At 69.0% G+C, this 16,277-nt stretch carries 16 protein-coding genes and 1 pseudogene; 15 read left to right on the top strand and 2 right to left on the bottom strand.

Going from position 1 to position 16,277, the window contains the following annotated elements; genetic code table 11:
* Positions 1 to 557: 557 nt before the first annotated feature.
* The 14 genes from ACWCO2_RS08200 (at position 558) to ACWCO2_RS08135 (ending at position 13,196) form a co-directional block, all read left to right on the top strand.
* Positions 558 to 1,487 (top strand): hypothetical protein, encoded by a 930-nt coding sequence (locus ACWCO2_RS08200; protein ID WP_450127006.1) that lies wholly within the window; start codon positions 558 to 560, stop codon positions 1,485 to 1,487.
* Between the two features lie 40 nt (positions 1,488 to 1,527).
* Positions 1,528 to 2,409 carry a diiron oxygenase gene (locus ACWCO2_RS08195; protein WP_450127005.1) on the top strand — a complete coding sequence of 294 codons (882 nt, stop codon included), beginning with the start codon at positions 1,528 to 1,530 and terminating at the stop codon, positions 2,407 to 2,409.
* On the top strand, positions 2,406 to 2,651 hold the full coding sequence (locus tag ACWCO2_RS08190; protein WP_450127004.1) for an acyl carrier protein: 246 nt from the start codon (positions 2,406 to 2,408) through the stop codon (positions 2,649 to 2,651). Before ACWCO2_RS08195 ends, ACWCO2_RS08190 begins: the two co-directional genes overlap by 4 nt.
* Complete coding sequence (locus ACWCO2_RS08185) at positions 2,648 to 3,475, top strand: hypothetical protein (protein WP_450127003.1); 828 nt, start codon at positions 2,648 to 2,650, stop codon at positions 3,473 to 3,475. Before ACWCO2_RS08190 ends, ACWCO2_RS08185 begins: the two co-directional genes overlap by 4 nt.
* Positions 3,475 to 4,476 carry an NAD(P)H-dependent flavin oxidoreductase gene (locus tag ACWCO2_RS08180; RefSeq protein WP_450127002.1) on the top strand — a complete coding sequence of 334 codons (1,002 nt, stop codon included), beginning with the start codon at positions 3,475 to 3,477 and terminating at the stop codon, positions 4,474 to 4,476. Before ACWCO2_RS08185 ends, ACWCO2_RS08180 begins: the two co-directional genes overlap by 1 nt.
* The gene (locus ACWCO2_RS08175; RefSeq protein WP_450127001.1) at positions 4,463 to 5,329 is read left to right on the top strand and encodes an alpha/beta fold hydrolase; all 867 of its coding nucleotides are present in this window, start codon (positions 4,463 to 4,465) and stop codon (positions 5,327 to 5,329) included. Before ACWCO2_RS08180 ends, ACWCO2_RS08175 begins: the two co-directional genes overlap by 14 nt.
* A complete protein-coding gene (locus ACWCO2_RS08170) occupies positions 5,322 to 5,576 on the top strand; it encodes a hypothetical protein (RefSeq protein ID WP_450127000.1) in 255 nt (84 codons plus the stop codon). Before ACWCO2_RS08175 ends, ACWCO2_RS08170 begins: the two co-directional genes overlap by 8 nt.
* Before the next feature lie 11 nt (positions 5,577 to 5,587).
* The gene (locus ACWCO2_RS08165; RefSeq protein WP_450126999.1) at positions 5,588 to 6,148 is read left to right on the top strand and encodes a 4'-phosphopantetheinyl transferase superfamily protein; all 561 of its coding nucleotides are present in this window, start codon (positions 5,588 to 5,590) and stop codon (positions 6,146 to 6,148) included.
* A gap of 59 nt (positions 6,149 to 6,207) precedes the next feature.
* On the top strand, positions 6,208 to 6,468 hold the full coding sequence (locus tag ACWCO2_RS08160) for an acyl carrier protein (RefSeq protein WP_450126998.1): 261 nt from the start codon (positions 6,208 to 6,210) through the stop codon (positions 6,466 to 6,468).
* On the top strand, positions 6,465 to 9,188 hold the full coding sequence (locus ACWCO2_RS08155) for an aminotransferase class III-fold pyridoxal phosphate-dependent enzyme (protein ID WP_450126997.1): 2,724 nt from the start codon (positions 6,465 to 6,467) through the stop codon (positions 9,186 to 9,188). The genes ACWCO2_RS08160 and ACWCO2_RS08155 overlap by 4 nt, the downstream gene beginning before the upstream one ends.
* A complete protein-coding gene (locus ACWCO2_RS08150; protein WP_450126996.1) occupies positions 9,185 to 10,903 on the top strand; it encodes a fatty acyl-AMP ligase in 1,719 nt (572 codons plus the stop codon). Before ACWCO2_RS08155 ends, ACWCO2_RS08150 begins: the two co-directional genes overlap by 4 nt.
* A gap of 50 nt (positions 10,904 to 10,953) precedes the next feature.
* Positions 10,954 to 11,181, top strand: coding sequence for an MbtH family protein (locus tag ACWCO2_RS08145; protein WP_450126995.1), 228 nt, complete (start codon positions 10,954 to 10,956; stop codon positions 11,179 to 11,181).
* Complete coding sequence (locus ACWCO2_RS08140; RefSeq protein ID WP_450126994.1) at positions 11,178 to 12,572, top strand: cation:proton antiporter; 1,395 nt, start codon at positions 11,178 to 11,180, stop codon at positions 12,570 to 12,572. The genes ACWCO2_RS08145 and ACWCO2_RS08140 overlap by 4 nt, the downstream gene beginning before the upstream one ends.
* Positions 12,573 to 12,695: 123 nt before the next feature.
* Complete coding sequence (locus tag ACWCO2_RS08135) at positions 12,696 to 13,196, top strand: winged helix-turn-helix domain-containing protein (RefSeq protein ID WP_450126993.1); 501 nt, start codon at positions 12,696 to 12,698, stop codon at positions 13,194 to 13,196.
* Positions 13,197 to 13,209: 13 nt separating this feature from the next.
* Here the strand turns inward: ACWCO2_RS08135 and ACWCO2_RS08130 are convergent, their stop codons facing one another.
* Positions 13,210 to 13,947, bottom strand: a complete 738-nt coding sequence (locus tag ACWCO2_RS08130) for a tryptophan 2,3-dioxygenase family protein (protein WP_450126992.1) — start codon at positions 13,945 to 13,947, stop codon at positions 13,210 to 13,212.
* 258 nt (positions 13,948 to 14,205) lie between these two features.
* On the opposite strand from ACWCO2_RS08130, the gene ACWCO2_RS08125 reads away from it, so the two are divergent.
* Positions 14,206 to 15,963, top strand: coding sequence for a non-ribosomal peptide synthetase (locus ACWCO2_RS08125; RefSeq protein WP_450126991.1), 1,758 nt, complete (start codon positions 14,206 to 14,208; stop codon positions 15,961 to 15,963).
* A gap of 73 nt (positions 15,964 to 16,036) precedes the next feature.
* On the opposite strand, the pseudogene ACWCO2_RS08120 reads toward ACWCO2_RS08125, so the two are convergent.
* Positions 16,037 to 16,255, bottom strand: a pseudogene (locus ACWCO2_RS08120) (IS110 family transposase); the annotation flags it as partial.
* Positions 16,256 to 16,277: the final 22 nt, after the last annotated feature.

Below are 16,277 nucleotides of genomic sequence, written 5' to 3'. Positions count from 1 at the left end.
CACCATCGTCAAAGCTGCCCTCGTCGTCCTCCATGTCGAACACGACCGCACAACATGATCACCCACAGCAACGAACCGTTACACGGAAAGGCTCATTGGGGCAACCTAACGTTATTCTGCTGCAACGCAGTTCGCGCTCGTTCGAGACGACCTAATTCGGCTTGGCCGGCCAGGTCTTGTCGGCCCAATGCCGTTCACCTCCCTGCTGGTGTACGGGAAGTCGGTCGATCAACGCTCTTTTTTCCGAAAGTTTCTTTTTTCGGCCGTTCCCGGTCCGTCGGGGGTTTGTTTTTCCGAGCCGTGGATGTGAAACCCACGGCCACACATGTGAAACTAATCTGTTGCCGCGCCACGATAGGCTGATAGCGTCGACGTCGTTCCGCGGATTGGGGCAGATGGTTCCCGCGGAGCGCAATCAATTCGATCGATCGCCGCAGGCATCCGCAGTCCGGTGCTGCCGCGGCGATGGCAGGCGCCGAATCGTCGGCGCGGTCGTGCTGCTTGGGAGAGAAACTGTGCCGCACCAAGCCGTAACTCGGAGTACTTCCTGGGAGGAAGTGGCGAGTTCCATCGAATTCATCCCCGCCGAGCATGCCAGCCGGACGCAGCCGGAACTCGTGGCGCAGGAGATGCTGCGCTGCGGGACGGCGGAGATCGACCGGCTCGTCGCCGCGGGTCTGCCGTTCGAATCCCGCTCCGGGAAGCGCCATTTCGATGCGAACGACCTCTACAACCTCGGGATGTACTCGAACACCGCGAAGACGCAGCCAGAGCTCGCCTTCCGCATGCTCTTCCGCTTCGCCGGCCGACCGGTGGACGACCTGCTGCGCGACAAGTCCTGGGAATTCCGGGTCCGGCTGGAATGCGTCGACTGCGCTGGAGACGCGCCGTGGATCCTGGAAGAACCGGATGCGGTCCGGTTCGGCGGCCGGGTCGACGACGTGGTGGCGCCGGCCGCGAGCTCGGGGGCGGCCGAGTACGCGGCAACGGTCGTCACCACCGGCGCCCGGACCCCGTTGGTCTCGCCGGAGCTGCGGCGGCTCACCCGCGACTACCTCGACGCGGGGTACCGCTGGCAGATGATCCCGGTTGCGATGCAGGCCGACTACGAACTGGTGCACGCTCTCGGCGCGACGAGCTGCATCGCGGCGAGCCTGTTCCTGGCCGAGCGCTTCCGCGCCGCCGGCTACCAGGCGGAAGCGAAGCGGGGATGGTTCTGCGGGGTGCTCGGCGGTGCCCTCGACCTTCCCCACGCGTGCGTCGAGGTCGTGGACGACGACGGTGCGCTCCGGACGGTCGACATCGCCAAAGCGCAGCTGGCCAAGCGGTTGTCGCCGGACACCGGCGAGTTCCAGGAGCTCTGCCTCGGATCGATCTACAACAAGGTGATTCCCTCCACGGCCGCTGGCAACGCACCGTTCGGCCATCACGAATGTGGTTCCCGGCACCCGGTCCAGGTGCGCGCCGACATCCGAGCGGTGCGCTGAACCTGCATCCATCGAGTCCATTGTGGAAGGACGAATGATCATGGCAGTACGCGACGTCGAGCCGGTCGTGCTGGAGCTGGATCGGCTGGAGCAGATGGCCGAGTCGGGCTATTACAACCCGTACACGATGTTCGACTGGCCCGAGAGCATCGAGCCGGGCATGCCGTGGATGAGCGAGAGCCTGACGACGCTCGCGGGCACGTCGATGTGGGATGAGCTGCCCCGCGAGCAGCAGATCGAGCTGACCAAGTACGAGGCGATCAACTTCTTCAGCCTCAACATCCACGGCATCCGTGAGCTGATGAGCGAAGTCGTCATGCGGATCCACGAGAAGACCTACGCGAACGTCTCGGAGTTCCTGCACCACTTCATCGGTGAGGAGAACGAGCACATGTGGTTCTTCGCGCAGTTCTGCCTGCGCTACGGCGGGAAGCTGTACCCGGCGCAGCCGACGCTGAAGGCGGACTCGGTGGACCACCTCTCGCCGCTGGCCCGCGAGATGATCGTGTTCGCGCGCATCCTGATCTTCGAGGAGATCGTTGACCACTACAACGCGCACATGGCCACCGACCAGGCGCTCCCGCACATCGCCCGCGAGGTCAACCGGGTGCACCACCAGGACGAGAGCCGGCACATCGCGTTCGGCCGGATGATCTTCGCGAACCTGCTCGGTCAGCTGACCAAACGCGACCCAGCCGAGGTGCCGGTGGTCGCCGAGTACCTCGAGAGCTACCTGCAGTACAGCATCGGCACCCTCTACAACCCCGCCGCCTACCGCGACGCGGGCATTCCGGACGCTCTGGCGCTGCGGAGGCGCGCGCTGGAGCACCCCGCCCGGATCGAGGTGCACGACCGGGTGCTGAAGCGGACGCGGAAGTTCCTGACCAAGGTGGGTGTCGGCCGGGAAACGATCAAATCATGAGCGATCCGATGGACGCGGTCCGCGGGTTCATCCGGGACCGCAACCCCACCCTCGGTCAGCTGTCCGACGACATGGACCTGATCGACAGCCGGGCCATCAACTCGCTGGCCTTCGTCGAGTTCATCTTCCTGCTGGAGGAGCTGACCGGCGCACCGATCGATCCGGAGGACCTGGACTTGGACGACTTCCGCACCCTCACCGCGATCGAAGCACGATTCTTCGAGCAGGAAGCCACCCGATGACCACGACGACCGACAACGGCTTGAGCGTTCTCGACGGCGGCCAGCTCCGCCTGCTGCGGGCGATCGATGCGGTGTTCCTGCGCCTGGCCGACGGCTGGGACGTGCCGGAATTCCGCTACCCGCACCTGATCCGCTGCCAGGACCTCGACGTCTTCGACTACTACGACAACTTCCCGCACCTGGGCCTGGCCGCCACCCGGCTCGAACCGGAGCGCGTCGGTTCCCTGCTGGCCGGGGCGACCCGCCCGGTCGACCGTATACCGGCTGACGTGCTGGAGCCGAGCGCATTCGCGCTGCCGTCGGCGGCGTGCTACGCGGTCTACGTGGACCTGGCCGGTTCGGAGCTGCCCGCGGACGGGACCATGCGCACCACCGTGGCCACCTGCTTCCGCAACGAGGACCACTACGCGGGTTTGCAGCGGCTGCTCGGCTTCTCGATGCGGGAGATCGTCTTCGTCGGACCGGAGGACGGGGCCAAGCAGCACCTGCTGCGCGCCAAGGACGCCGTGACGGCCCTGTGCGCCGAACTCGGGTTGGAGGTCGGCCTCGAGGTCGCCACCGACCCGTTCTTCGACAAGAACGGCGGCAAGGCGAAGATGCAGCGGCTGTTCCCGGTGAAGGAGGAGTTCGTCGTCAACGGCTTGGCAATCGGCTCGGTCAACTACCACCGGAACTTCTTCGGCGAGCGGTGCTCCATCCGGGCCGGCGACGACACCGCGCACACCAGCTGCCTCGCCTTCGGCTTGGAGCGGTGGGTGCACACCCTGACCGAGCGGTTCGGCAGCGCCGCCGCGGCGCTGTCCGCAGTAGAGAGCTTGCGCTGATGCGGTCCCCGGTGGCGGCGGTGCTGGGTGTCGACGTGGGGCTGTTGCAGTCAGGCATGGGCGGTGTCGCGGGGCCGGAGTTGGCGTGCGCGGTGTCCAACGCCGGTGCCGCGGGCTGCGTGGGTGGCTACAAGCTGGTCGGCGCCCCGCTGTCGGCCGTGCTCGCTCGGCTGGCGGTGGGCACCGATCGGCCAGTCGGGGTGAACTTGATCCCGGAGGTGGTCGGGCCGGACGAGCTCGACCACCAGGTGGCGCAGGTGCTCGATGAGACACCACCGCACGTGTACCTGTCGCTGTTCGGCATGCCCGGTGATGCTGTGTTCGACCGCATCGCCGCGGCTGGTCGGCGCCTCGTGGTCCAGGTCGGCACCGTGTTCGACGGCGTGAACGCGGCCGAGCGGGGCGCTGTGGTGGTGGCCCAGGGCATCGAGGCGGGCGGCCACCTCCTCGGCGAGTCGAACCGGGACGAGCTGGTCGCCGCGCTGCGTGAACGTCTGCCCGCTGCCTGCCTCGTCGCCGCGGGCGGGATCGGCTCGCCGGCCGAGGCCGCTCGGGCGCTCGCTGCCGGTGCCGACGGCGTGCTGCTCGGCACCGCGTTCGTCGTCGCGCACGAGTCGCGCGCTCACCCCTACTTCAAGGCGGCGGTGAGCTCGGCTGCCGAGACCGACACCGTGATCAGCGACGTCTACGAGATCGGATGGCCGGGGCGGCGGCACCGCGTGCTGGCGACGGCCGCGACGAACGCCCCCGGGCAGGCGAAGACGTTCATCGGCAAGACGGTGGTCGAGGGCAAGCCGTACCTGGTGCCGCGGTTCAGCGCGGCGGTGCCCACCGAGGCAACCAGCGGCCGGATCGAGGAAATGGCGATGTACTGCGGCCTGTCGTGCAGCGCGGTGTCCCGCGAACTCGCGGCGGCCGACGTCGTCGCCGAATTCGCCCGTGTCCTGCCGGGTGCTGGAGGCGAGAACGAGACGAGGAGGCAAACTCATGTCAGTCGGTGAAGAGCAGGAACACCACGACCTGTCCTACCGCGAGGACGCGCCGCGGATCCACACTCGGGAAGGCGTCGAGCTCTACTGCGAGTCCAGCGGCGAGGGCACCGCCGTGGTGTGCCTCAACAACTTCTTCATCAACAGCCCGTTCTGGCGGGAGTACACAGAGGAGCTCAGCCAGAACTTCCGCGTCGTGACCTATGACATGTGCAACCACGGTGCGTCCTCGCGCGTCGCGCAGGAGCCGACGTGGGACGAGCACGCGGCGGACGTGGTCGGACTGCTCGATGCGCTGGAGATCGAGTCGGCGTACCTGATCGGCACGTCGGCCTCCACCCAGCTCGCCAGGGACGTGGCCCTGCAATACCCGGACCGCGTCCGGGGCCTGGTTCTGGCCGGTCCGGTCCTCGGCTTGCGGGGCATGCGGCGCCACCGGCAGCTCAACCGGTCATGGCTGCTGACGCTGAAGAACCACGGCATGGCCACGCTGTACGGCCAGATCTACCCCGAGGTGATCAGCGGGGAGATGAACGAGGAGTCCGGCACGCCCGGTTTCCTGGGGCTGCGGGAGGCCTTCCTGGCGATGTCCACGCCAGAGGAGCTCAGCAACGGCCTGAACCTAGTCCAGGAGGGGGAAACTAACCCCGAGCTGCTGTCCCGCATCGAGGCGCCGACGCTGATCGTCCTCGGCGACGACGACATCCTGCTGAGCCCGACGCGCGGGCACGAGCTGGCCGCACTGTTCCCGAACGGTCGCTGCGAGATGATGCCGAACGCCGGCCACGTCCCCTTCCTCGACGACGGCGAGGGTTTCCAAGCGATCGTCCGCAAGTTCGTCGACGAAGTGGAAACGCATGCCTGACACGGCAACCGAAGCCCGGCAGCGCATCCGCGGGCTGCTGGTCGACCTGTTCGGCGGGGACCGCTTCGTCCGTGGCGTGCCAGACACCGCGTCGCTGCGCGAGGCGGGGGTGCCCTCCACCGCGCTGGTCAGCTTGCTTGTGGCGATGGAGGACGAGTTCGGGTTCGAGTGGGACGACGACGTGGAGCCGGAGGTGCTGCGCTCGATCGATTCGCTGGCGGGGCACGTCGTGGCGCTGCGTGGGTGAAGGACGTCGCGGTGGCCGTCGAGCTGGAGGTCCCCGGCGCAGCGGGGGCCGCGGTCGAATGGCACCCGGTGCGACCGCCGCACGGACCGCCCGAGCAGTTCGCGGCCGGGCGGCGGGCGGCCTCGGCAGCGCTGGCTGCGGCCGGGTCGGCCGATCGGACCGTGCCGCGCGCGCCTGGCGGTCGACCGCGCTTTCCGCCCGGATTCCCGGGTTCGATCTCACACACCGATCAGGTGGCGGTCGCGGTGGTTGTCCCCGGTGCCGCGGCGGTCGGCGTCGACGTGGAGAGCGCGGACATCGGTCCTCGCGTGACCGCGTTCGTGCTTCGTGCGCGGGAGCGGCGAACGTTGCTCTCGCCGGTGGGGGAATACACCCCGCGTGAGCTGTTCGCCGCTAAGGAAGCAGCTTTCAAGGCCATCAGCGGCACCGGCGCCGTGGGCGAATTCCTGTTCTGGCAGGTCGAACTCAGTCCCGCCGGTGGCGCGCTGGCCGCGTCCTACCGCGGCGCGCAGGTGCCGGTGCGGATTCGCTCGGCGGCGGACCTCTCGTTCGCCCTGGCGATCCGGCGGTGACGCGTCCGGTTCGCCGCGGCCCACCAACCCCGCACCGAACCAGGGGAGAAGGAAGAACAATGGATCGCGATGTTCTCGAGGTCGTCGACGAACTGTTCCGTCGCCGCCTGCAGATGACCAAACTCGACCCGGACGCCCCGCTCGTGGACTATGGGCTCGACTCCGTCCGCTCCATCGACCTGGTCGTCGAGATGGAGTCCCTGTTCGACGTGGAAATCTCCGACGAGCAGGCTGCGCTGATGCGGACGCTGCGCGACGTCGCGGACCAGGTCACCGCGTCGCGGACGGTGCGCGTCGGGCGAGGAGACGGTGCCGCATGAACACCGACGCCGATTTCGCGCGGTACGCCCGGCCGGAGTTCGCCCGGCTCTTCCGCGCGCTCAACCTGGACGTGACCTACCGGGCAGGTCAGGGAGACCATCTCACCGCGGAATCGCCGGGTGACCCCGGAACCGGGACCGAGGTGCTGGACCTGGTCGGTGGTGCGGGTTCGTCGCTGTTCGGGCACAACCACCCGGCGCTGCTCGAGGTTGCGCGGCGGTGCTTCGACGAGCAACTTCCCTTCAACGCGCAGGCCAGCGTGCGCCCCGGGGCGGCCGAGCTGGCGGAGCGGTTGTCGGCGGTCGTCGGGGCCACGACCGGTTCGAGCTACGTGGTCACCCTCGGCAGCACCGGCGCGGATGCGGTGGAAGGCGCGGTGAAGCACGCGACGGTCGAGCGCAGGCGGCGACTCGGCGCCCTGCAGGAGGAATTCGAGCAGTCGCTGCGGCGGGTACGGCGGGACGGCATCGCCGATGCTCCGTGCGCCAGCGGGCCCGCAGCCGGGCGGCCTTGTGCGGAGGTGCTGGGCGACGTTCTCGACCGGATCGCGCAAATGCGGTGGGCGGACCCGATGTTCCTCTCGTTGCGGAACGCCTTCCACGGCAAGACGACCGGCGCCGGCACGTTGACGCACGGCGCCAACGTGCCGGCCGATCTGCACGTGCCGGGACCGCGGCACCGGCGCCTGGACGACTGGACGCCTCGTGCAGTTGTGACCGCGCTCGACGCCGAGCTCGTCGAGATCTGCTCGATCAGCGTCGACACCGCAGGGGTGCCGCACTCCGCTGCTCGCTGGCTGTCCCCGCTCGCCGCCTGCTTCGTCGAACCCGTTCAGGGCGAGTCCGGGGTGCACGAGGTCCCGGCCGAGACGCTCGCCGCCCTGCGCGAGCTGGCCGACCGGCACGAAGCGGCGCTGGTGTTCGACGAGATCCAGTGCGGCATGGGACGCACCGGCACGTTCCTGGCGTCCGAGGGCTCCGGAGTGGTCGCCGACTACTACCTCTTCTCGAAGTCCCTCGGGGGCGGGCTGGCCAAGATCTCAGCGTTGCTGGTCGACGAGGACCGGTACGTGCCGGAGTTCGGCCGCCACCACACGTCCACGTTCGCCGATGACGACTTCTCGTCGCAGATCGCGACGGCTGCGGTGGACCTCGCCGCCACCTACCGCGAGCGGATCGTCGAGCTGGGCAAGCTGCTGCGGGATCGGTTGTCAGAGGTGGCGCAGCGGTGGCCGGACGCCATCGTCGAGGTGCGCGGCCGAGGACTGCTCATCGGCGTCGAATTCGTTCTGCCGCAACCGGATTCGGGACTGATGCGGGAGGTTTTCGACTCCGAATCGCTCGGCTACCTGATCGCGGGCAGGTTGTTGCACTCGCACCAGATCAGGGTCATCCCCACCCTGTCCGCTCCCACGACCGTGCGCATCCAGCCGTCGGCGTTGCTCGAGCCCGCGGACGTGGACCGGATCGCCACCGCCTTCGAGGACGTCGCCGGGCTGCTGGCCAAGGGCGACTACGCGACGCTGCTGGAACACCTGGCCACACCTGCGGCTACCGACTGGCAGCCGAAGCAGCACGTGCCGCTGCCGCGCCGCGATCGACCGGCGCAGGACGGCGGGCGCCGGGACGGCGTGCCGCGCGTCGCGTTCCTGGCCAACATGGACGTCCCGGCCAAGGTGTGGTCCCTGGCGCCGGAATTGGCCGCCTGGTCGGAAGAGCAGTGCGCGGCGGCGCTGGACCGGATGTGGGGTGAGCTGGACCCGTACGAGGTCGCGAGGCACCGCATCAGGTCCGGATCCCGGGGCGAGGTCGAGGTCATCATGGTGGCGGCGCCGTTCACCGCCGCCCAAGCCGTTGCCGCGCTGCAGGCAGGGCATGGGGCCTGGCTGCGCCGGACCGTGCTCGATGCGGTGGACTTGGGTGTCTCGCTCGGTGCCGGGGTCATCGGCCTCGGCGGGCACACCTCGATCGTCACCAACGCCGCGCGGGACGTGGTCGAGGACGACGTCAGGGTGACCTCGGGGAATTCGATGACCGCCGCCTGCGCCCACGATCTGCTCCAGCTGCAGCTGGCCGAAACCGGTGCCAGTGAGCGCCGGGTCGGGCTCGTCGGCGGTATCGGCAACATCGGTGCCGTGATGGCCGAACTCGTCGCCCCGTACTGCGAATCGCTGGTGCTGGTCGGCCGGCCCGGTTCGGCACGGCGGCTCGCACGGGTCGCCGACCGGCTCGGCCACCTGACGGATGTGTCGATCGCCGAGGACCTGGGCGCGCTGCGGGACTGCCCGATCGTGGTCACCGCCACCAACTCGGCCGACCCGGTGATCCTGCCGGACCACCTCGCCGGCGATCGCGAGGTCCTGGTCTGCGATCTCGCGGTGCCCGGCGACGTGCACCCGGCGGTGATGGGCCTGCCGAACGTCACCCTGGTGTCCGGGGGGCGCATCGGGTTCCCGCGCGAACAGGCGCCCCACTTCCCGGGAATCACGCTGCCGCCCGGAATCGCCTACTCCTGCATGGCCGAAACGATCATGCTCGGCTTCGACCCAGCCACGCCGAGCCCGTCCTACGGCGGCCTCTCCGTCGCGGGCGTGCTGGCCGCTCGCGAGCTGGCCGTTCGGCACGGGTTCCACCCCGCCCGCATCGTCGCCGATGACGTCTCGGTGCGGCCGTGGGTGGTCGATCGAGCGAGTGACACTATCCAGGAGCACATCGGATGACCGCGATACTCCCGCGTTTCCCGAGCATTCTGCACGCCTTGCTGGCGCACGCCGAACGTGGTGCCGACGGCTCCGGGGTGACGCTGATCCCGGAGCCGGGCAAGGCAGAAACGCTGCGCTACGACGCCCTCGTCGAAACCGCCGCGCGCGGTGCGGCAGCCCTCGCCGAGCACGGGGTCGGCCACGGCGACCGGGTCGTGCTCTGCCTGCCCACGGGCCCGGAGTTCATCACCGCCTTCTTCGGCACCCAGCTGCTCGGAGCGATGCCGACGGCGATCGCCGTGCCGACGCGCTTCGGCGGCGCCGCGGGGTTCGAAGGGCAGCTGCAGGATCTCACGGACTACCTGCGGCCCGCCGCGATCATCAGCACGGCAGCGGTGCTCGATGCGCTGCCGGAGATTGCCGGACCCAGCCTGATCGACGGTGCCGCGCTGTACGCGCGCGCCACCGCCAGCGATGCGCCGATGCATCCCGTTCGCCCGCCGAACGTCGACAACTTGGCGGTGATCCAGTGCACCTCGGGTTCGACGGGCAAGCCTAAGGGCGTCATGATCTCGCACGCCAACCTGGCGGCCAACTGCGAGCAGTTCCTCAGCGGTCTCGGTTGGACGGACGCGGACGCGTCGGTCGGCTGGGCGCCGCTTTACCACGACATGGGCCTGATCCTGGGACTGCTGTGCCCCATCTACAGTGGAGGGCACGCCGTGCTGATGCCCGCCACCCGGTTCCTCCGCGCGCCCGCCGAGTGGCTGCACCACATCAACGACTACCGCGGCGCGTTCTCGGCCGCGCCGAACTTCGCCTTCGGCTACGCCGCCGCCCGGGTGCGCGACGAGGACCTCGAGGGCGTGGACCTGTCGTCCTGGCGTGCGGCGCTCTGCGGGGCGGAACCGATCCAACCGGCCACCGTGCAGCGTTTCCTCGACCGCTTCGGTCGGTGGAGGCTGTCCTCCACTGCGCTGGTGCCCGGCTACGGCATGGCCGAAGCGTCGCTGGTCATCACCTCCACCCGGCCGGGCGCGCCGCTGCGGTACGACTCCATCGACCGGCAGGCCGCCGTCGCCGACGCACGCGCGGTCGACGTCGATCCGCACAGCGCAGATGCGTTGCAGATCGTCGACTGCGGTGAGCCGATGACCGGCACGCAGGTCCGTGTCGTCGACGGTGACGGGGCTGTACTCGGGGACGACGAGATCGGGCACGTCCAGTTCCGGGGGCCCTCGCGCACGGTCGGGTACTTCGACCTGCCGGCGGAGACCGCTGCGTCGATCGACCCGCCGGACTGGTGGAAGACCGGTGACATCGGCTACCTGCGCAACGGTGGTCTGCGGATCACCGGCCGGGCGAAGGACCTGATCATCATCCGCGGTGCCAACTACTTCCCGTCCGACTTCGAGCAGGCCGCGGAGACCGTGCCCGGGGTTCGCCTCGGCGCCGTGGTCGCGGTCGGGTACCGGCCCGACGGCGGCGACTCCGAGGAGCTTCACCTGATCGTCGAGACGGAGCTCGGGGACGAGGAGCACGAGTCGCTGCGGCGGGCCGTCTGGAGCGCGATCAGCTCCCGGACCGGTGTCCCCGCGGCCGCGATCCACCTGGTTCCGAAGCGGAGCATCCCCAAGACGACCAGCGGCAAGCTGCAGCGGTCGAAGGCGCGGGAGCTGTTCGTCGACGGGTGGTCGCAGCCCGAACCGGAACCGCAGTCGAACCTGTCCTGATTCCCGCCACCGTGGGGGAACCTGTTTCCGCTCGCCGAGGGGATGTGCGCATGTCCGACCAGTTCGAGGACGACAGCCGGGACTACCTGGCGCTGTGCAACGACGAGGAGCAGTACTCGCTCTGGCCGCAGGGCGTCGAGGTGCCCGCTGGCTGGCGGGTCGTGCACGGCCCGGCGCCGCGGGCCGACATCATCGCCCACATCGACCGGACCTGGACCGACATGCGGCCGAAGAGCCTGCGCGACGCGATGGCCGCGCACGAGGGCGGGGCGGCGTGACCGGCAGACCCGGCCGGGTGCGGACCGCGCTCGGGGTGGCCGGGGGGCTCGCGGCGCTCGGGGGCATGGTGCCCCTGTGGGCCGCGACCGAATCGCGCGCCGTGGACTCCGTCACCCACTTCCTCATCGCGGTCGCGGTGATCCTGGTGACCTGCCAGGCGCTCGCCGCGCTGGCCCGCCGGTTCCACCAGCCGTCGGTGCTCGGCGAGATGGTCGGCGGTTTGTTGCTGGGGCCGTCCCTGCTCGGAGCGCTGTGGCCGGAGGGGGGCGCGCTGCTGTTCCCGCCGTCGATGATCGAAGCGCTCGACAAGATCGCGCAGCTCGGCCTCGTCATCTTCGTGTTCCTGCTGGGCTGCGAGCTGCGCACCGACCGGATCGAGCGCAAGGGCGTGGTGGCCGCGGCGGTGGTCGGTGGCATGGCGCTCCCGTGCGCGGCGGGCATGTGGATCGTGTTCGCCACCGGAGGTCTGTTCGCCGGCACCAGCACGACACCGGTGGAGACAATGCTGTTCGTCGGGCTGGCCATGGCGGTGACGGCGCTGCCCGTCCTGGCGCGGATCCTCGCCGATCTGAAGTTGGAGAGGACGAGCGTCGGCGCGCTGTCGCTGTCCGCCGCGGCGATCGGTGACGGTCTGCTCTGGTTGACGCTGGCGTTCCTGCTGGCCAGGCAGGGCGCGAGCGGTCACGGTGTGCGGATCGTGCTGCTGGCGACCGCGCTGGTGCTCGTCACGGCGCTGTGCGTGCGCCCGCTGCTGGCGATGCTGGTGCGCAAGCTCGGATCGAACCAGTCGTTGGCGGTGGTGCTCGTCTCGGGGGCGATCGGCTACTCCGCGCTGACCCAGGCCATCGAGCTGCACCCGGTCGTCGGGGCCTTCCTGTTCGGTGTCGCCTTACCGCGCGATTCGCCGGCCGTGGAACGGATCAGCCAGCAGCTGGAGGGCTTCACACTGATCATCCTGCTGCCCGTGTTCTTCGCCGGTGTCGGCTTGAAGACCTCGGTGGGATTGCTGGGCGCGGAGCCGCTCGCCTGGTTGGTGCTCGTCGTGGTCCTGGTGACGGCCGTGGTGACCAAGCTGGTCGGCGCGGGTGGCGCTGTCCGGCTGGCTGGAATGCCGTCGGCGGAGGCGTTGCGCTTCGGGGTGCTGATGAACTGCCGCGGCGTGACCGAGCTGGTGGTGCTGACCATCGGTTACGAGGCCGGTCTGATCAACCAGCTGGCCTACACCATCCTCGTCCTGGTCGCGATGATCACGACCGCGGCCACCGGGCCGCTGGTGCGCTGGTCGCTGGGCCGCAGACCGGACGGCGACACCGTGCTCCCGCCGCGGACACCGGCTCCGGCCGGCGCTGGAATCCGCGCGGCGGACGAGGACGGCAGGGCAGCGCGATGATCGTCCGGAACCCAAATGCCACCGGCTGCCAGCAGGTGCTTGCGACGGCTCGGTGACGTGCGCCGATGCGGTTCGGGACCACTGCTCTCGATTTCAACGGAACGAGATTGCTAGGGGGAACCTGTGGCGGTCGATGCGAAGAATCGGGTCAAATTTGTCCGCTGGCCCGCGGAGAGCGATCTGCGCGAGCAGTGCAAGGACCGGCAGCATCTCTGCCTGCTGATCGTCGAGCACGGCGCCCCGCCGCCGGATCACCTGGGGCTCTACGAGGACTGGGTGCGCCCGCCGATCGTTCCGGAGGACCTCCAGGCCCGGGTCCGGCAGTTGGCAGCGCGGGCGGTGCTCAACGAGAAGCCGGTGCTGGACTCGGCCGGAATCCTCTATTTCAAGGAGTCCTCGGTCACGCTTTCCCTGACCCAGTGCGAGATGTTGGCGCCGTTGGTGTCCCGCTACGGCCAGCTGGTCTACCGGGCGGAATTGCGGGAGATCCTGCGGAGTTCCGGCGCCAGCTCGTCCAGCAACGCGCTGGACCTGCACGTGATGCGGTTGCGGCGGCGACTGCAACTCGTCGGGCTGGCGGTGCGCAACGTCTGGGGACGCGGATTCGTCGTCGAGCCCGTCTAGCGGCCGGCCGGGGTCACGACGCCGAGGCGGGCACCGGCTCCGCCGCGCTGCGACCGGTATGCGCCTGGCCGCGCAGCTGTCGGAGCTCGGCGAAGGGGAGTGTGCAGCGCTCGGCCAGGTAGTCGGCTCCCGCCGTACCGCCGGTTCCGGCGTGGCTGCCCAGCACCTTCGAGACCAGGCAGAGGTGGCTCGTCTGCCAGCGCCAACAGCCGTTGCCGAGGTCGAGCAGCGCGTCGATGATCCGGTAGTGGATGCCCGCGTCGACACCGCGGCGGGCGAGGTCGGAGACCGCGTGGCCCGATCTGACCACCCACGCGGTGAACGATTCGTACAGCGCACCGCTGTGCTCGGTGTTGCCGACCAGATGCGCCAACCGGTGGAACTGCTCCGACTGTGCGCCGCTCGCCGTGCCGAGCAATGCCCGGAAACCGGCGAAGTCGCGCAGCGGCAACCGGTCGAGCGCGGCCACCTGCCCGTGCAGCACGCGGATGATCTCCGTGGCCCGGTGCAGGAGGTCGACGACCCATTCCGCTTCCGAGGTGTCGTCGGTCGTGGTGAACGCGTCGATGACGGCCTCCAGATCGGCGATCATCTGCTGGAGCCACAGTTCGCTCGCCTGGTGGGCGATGATGAAGAATTGCTCGGACAACACGGTGGACTTGGTGGCCGCGGTCCCGGCGGTGCGGGGTTTCTGGAGGGACAGCAGGGTGTCCAGTTCGAGGTAGTTCTGGTACGTCAGTTCATCGTCCACTGTGCTTACCTCTCGTCCGCGACGAACCCCAGCGCTCCTCATTGTGTGCGCGCACCGGGCCGGCGAGCTTTCGGCGAAAGAGTTCTTTCGCCGATTGTCGTTGCACAGAAAGGGTTTTCGCCGTCGAACTCGTTCAGCCGCGCGAGTCCGTTCGCTCGCGCGCCAAAAGATTTGGGAAAGGATGCGGTGGTTCCTCGAGTTTGAGAACTACGTTTCGGCTCAGCCATGCTGGATCCTTGCGTCGGAGGCGAGGCGGAGTTGAACACTGTTCCGGACTTCTTCGAATCCAGGGTTGCCAGGTCGGGCGATGCTCCCTCGGTCGTCTTCGGCGAGACCGTCGTCGACTACTCGGAGTTGAACGCGCGCGCGAACCGGCTCGCCAGGCGGCTGATCGCCTTCGGCGTCGGGCCGGACTCGCTGGTCGCAGTCGCGGTACCGCGGTCGACGCAGCTGGTGGTCGTGGTGCTCGCCGTGCTCAAGGCGGGCGGCGCTTACCTCCCGCTGGACCCGACCTATCCGGCCGAGCGGCTGGCGCACATGGTCGTGGACGCGCAACCGGTCCTGCTGCTGCGGACGGAGAGCGTCGACTCGCTGCACCTGGGTGTGCCCGAGGTGATGCTCGACGATCCGGCCTTCGAGGCCGAGTGCGCGCAGGAGCGCAGCGATGACGTCGCCACGGCCGAGCGGCTGGCGCCGCTGGATCCCGCCCACCTGATGTACGTCATCCACACCTCCGGGTCGACCGGTGTCCCCAAGGGCGTCGCGGTCAGCCATACCGGTGTGGCCGACCTGATCGCCACGCAGGCGAAGCTGTACGGGGTCGGTCCCGGCGACCGCGTGCTGCAGTGGGCGTCGTTCAGCTTCGACGCCTGGTTCTGGGACTTCACGCTTGCGCTGATGCACGGCGCGACCCTGGTGATGGCCGAGCAGCACGAGCTGATGCCGGGGGAGTCGCTGCGCGAGACCTTGCTGAAGTACGAGGTCGACCACGCAGTTCTGCCGCCGGTGGCGCTGAGCATCACCGACAGCGAGGGGCTGCTGGCTGGCGGCACGATCACCTCCACCGGAGATGTCTGCACCAGGTCCTTGACCGAGGAGTGGTCCCAGGGGCGACGCCTCTACAACGCCTACGGCCCGACCGAGGTGACCGTGGGTGCCTCGATCGGCGGACCGATCGAGGACGTCCAGGAGGGGGTGACCATCGGGACGCCCTGGGACGGCGGCGCGGTGTACGTGCTCGACGAGAACCTGCAGGACCTCCGCGATGGCCGGGAGGGCGAGCTGTTCTTGGCCGGGAGCGGAGTGGCCCGCGGCTACCTCAACCGCCCCGGTTTGACGGCGGCCCGGTTCGTCGCCGATCCCTACGGCCCGCCCGGCAGCAGGATGTACCGGTCGGGGGACCGGGGCAGGCGCGAGGTCGGCGGCGCGCTCTACTTCACCGGCCGGGGCGACAACCAGGTGAAGGTCCGCGGTTTCCGCATCGAACTCGGTGAGGTCGAAGCGCGGTTGGAAAGCCACCCGGCGGTGGAGATCGCCGTCGCGGTCGTCGGCGGTGGTGATGTCGCCACCGAGCACATCGTTGCCTACATCAAGCCTTCCGCGCGGCACACCGTCACCGAGGCGCAGTTGCGCGAGCACGCGCGCAGCGCGCTGCCGCAGCACATGGTCCCGTCGACGATCGTCGTGCTGGAGCAGCTCCCGACACTGCTGAACGGCAAGATTGACCGCAAGGCGCTCGCAGCGCGCACCACGGCCGACACGGGCAGCGCATCGACGCCCGCCCGCTCTGGCGCGGATTCCTTCGAGCAGATCCTGTGCGGCATGGTCATGGAGACGCTGAACATCAGCGAAGCGACTCCGCAGGACAACTTCTTCGACCTGGGCGGGCATTCGGTGTTCGCCGCGAAGCTGGCCAGCCGGGTGCGCAAGGAACTCGGGGTAGCCGTGCCGATGCGCTCGATGTTCGAGGCCGAGAACCTGGCCGAATTGGCGCAGATCGTGGAGAAAGCCCGGTAGCTCCCAGCTGCCGAACCCCGTCTCTCCAGGGGAGCGGCGGGGTTCGGCGCTGCGGGGGGGTTTCTATGGTTTGTCAAGCGGCGGCTGGGGGTGCCGTGTGTTGGGTTGTGGGTCGGGCTGGTTGGTAGGGGGTCTTGTTGCGGAGCATGGCGAACAGGACATCGCAGCGTCGTCGGGCCAGGCAGATCAGGGCGGCGTTGTGTTTCTTGCCCTCGGCCCGTTTCCGGTCGTAGTAAGCGCGGCTGACCGGGTCGGACAAGGATGCGAAGGCGGCGAGGAAGAATGCGCGTTTTTTCCGGACTAAAAGAGGCGGT

This window comes from Saccharopolyspora sp. NPDC002376, from assembly GCF_053593195.1.
Note: the sequence above shows the minus strand (reverse complement) of the source record. Positions and strands in the feature narration are given on the sequence as shown.

What these genes read in the sequence shown, in the direction of transcription:
- ACWCO2_RS08195 (WP_450127005.1), top strand. Translation starts at nt 1,528, where the DNA reads ATGGCAGTACGCGACGTCGAGCCGGTCGTGCTGGAGCTGGATCGGCTG.
- ACWCO2_RS08190 (WP_450127004.1), top strand. Translation starts at nt 2,406, where the DNA reads ATGAGCGATCCGATGGACGCGGTCCGCGGGTTCATCCGGGACCGCAAC.
- ACWCO2_RS08185 (WP_450127003.1), top strand. Translation starts at nt 2,648, where the DNA reads ATGACCACGACGACCGACAACGGCTTGAGCGTTCTCGACGGCGGCCAG.
- ACWCO2_RS08180 (WP_450127002.1), top strand. Translation starts at nt 3,475, where the DNA reads ATGCGGTCCCCGGTGGCGGCGGTGCTGGGTGTCGACGTGGGGCTGTTG.
- ACWCO2_RS08175 (WP_450127001.1), top strand. Translation starts at nt 4,463, where the DNA reads ATGTCAGTCGGTGAAGAGCAGGAACACCACGACCTGTCCTACCGCGAG.
- ACWCO2_RS08170 (WP_450127000.1), top strand. Translation starts at nt 5,322, where the DNA reads ATGCCTGACACGGCAACCGAAGCCCGGCAGCGCATCCGCGGGCTGCTG.
- ACWCO2_RS08160 (WP_450126998.1), top strand. Translation starts at nt 6,208, where the DNA reads ATGGATCGCGATGTTCTCGAGGTCGTCGACGAACTGTTCCGTCGCCGC.
- ACWCO2_RS08155 (WP_450126997.1), top strand. Translation starts at nt 6,465, where the DNA reads ATGAACACCGACGCCGATTTCGCGCGGTACGCCCGGCCGGAGTTCGCC.
- ACWCO2_RS08150 (WP_450126996.1), top strand. Translation starts at nt 9,185, where the DNA reads ATGACCGCGATACTCCCGCGTTTCCCGAGCATTCTGCACGCCTTGCTG.
- ACWCO2_RS08145 (WP_450126995.1), top strand. Translation starts at nt 10,954, where the DNA reads ATGTCCGACCAGTTCGAGGACGACAGCCGGGACTACCTGGCGCTGTGC.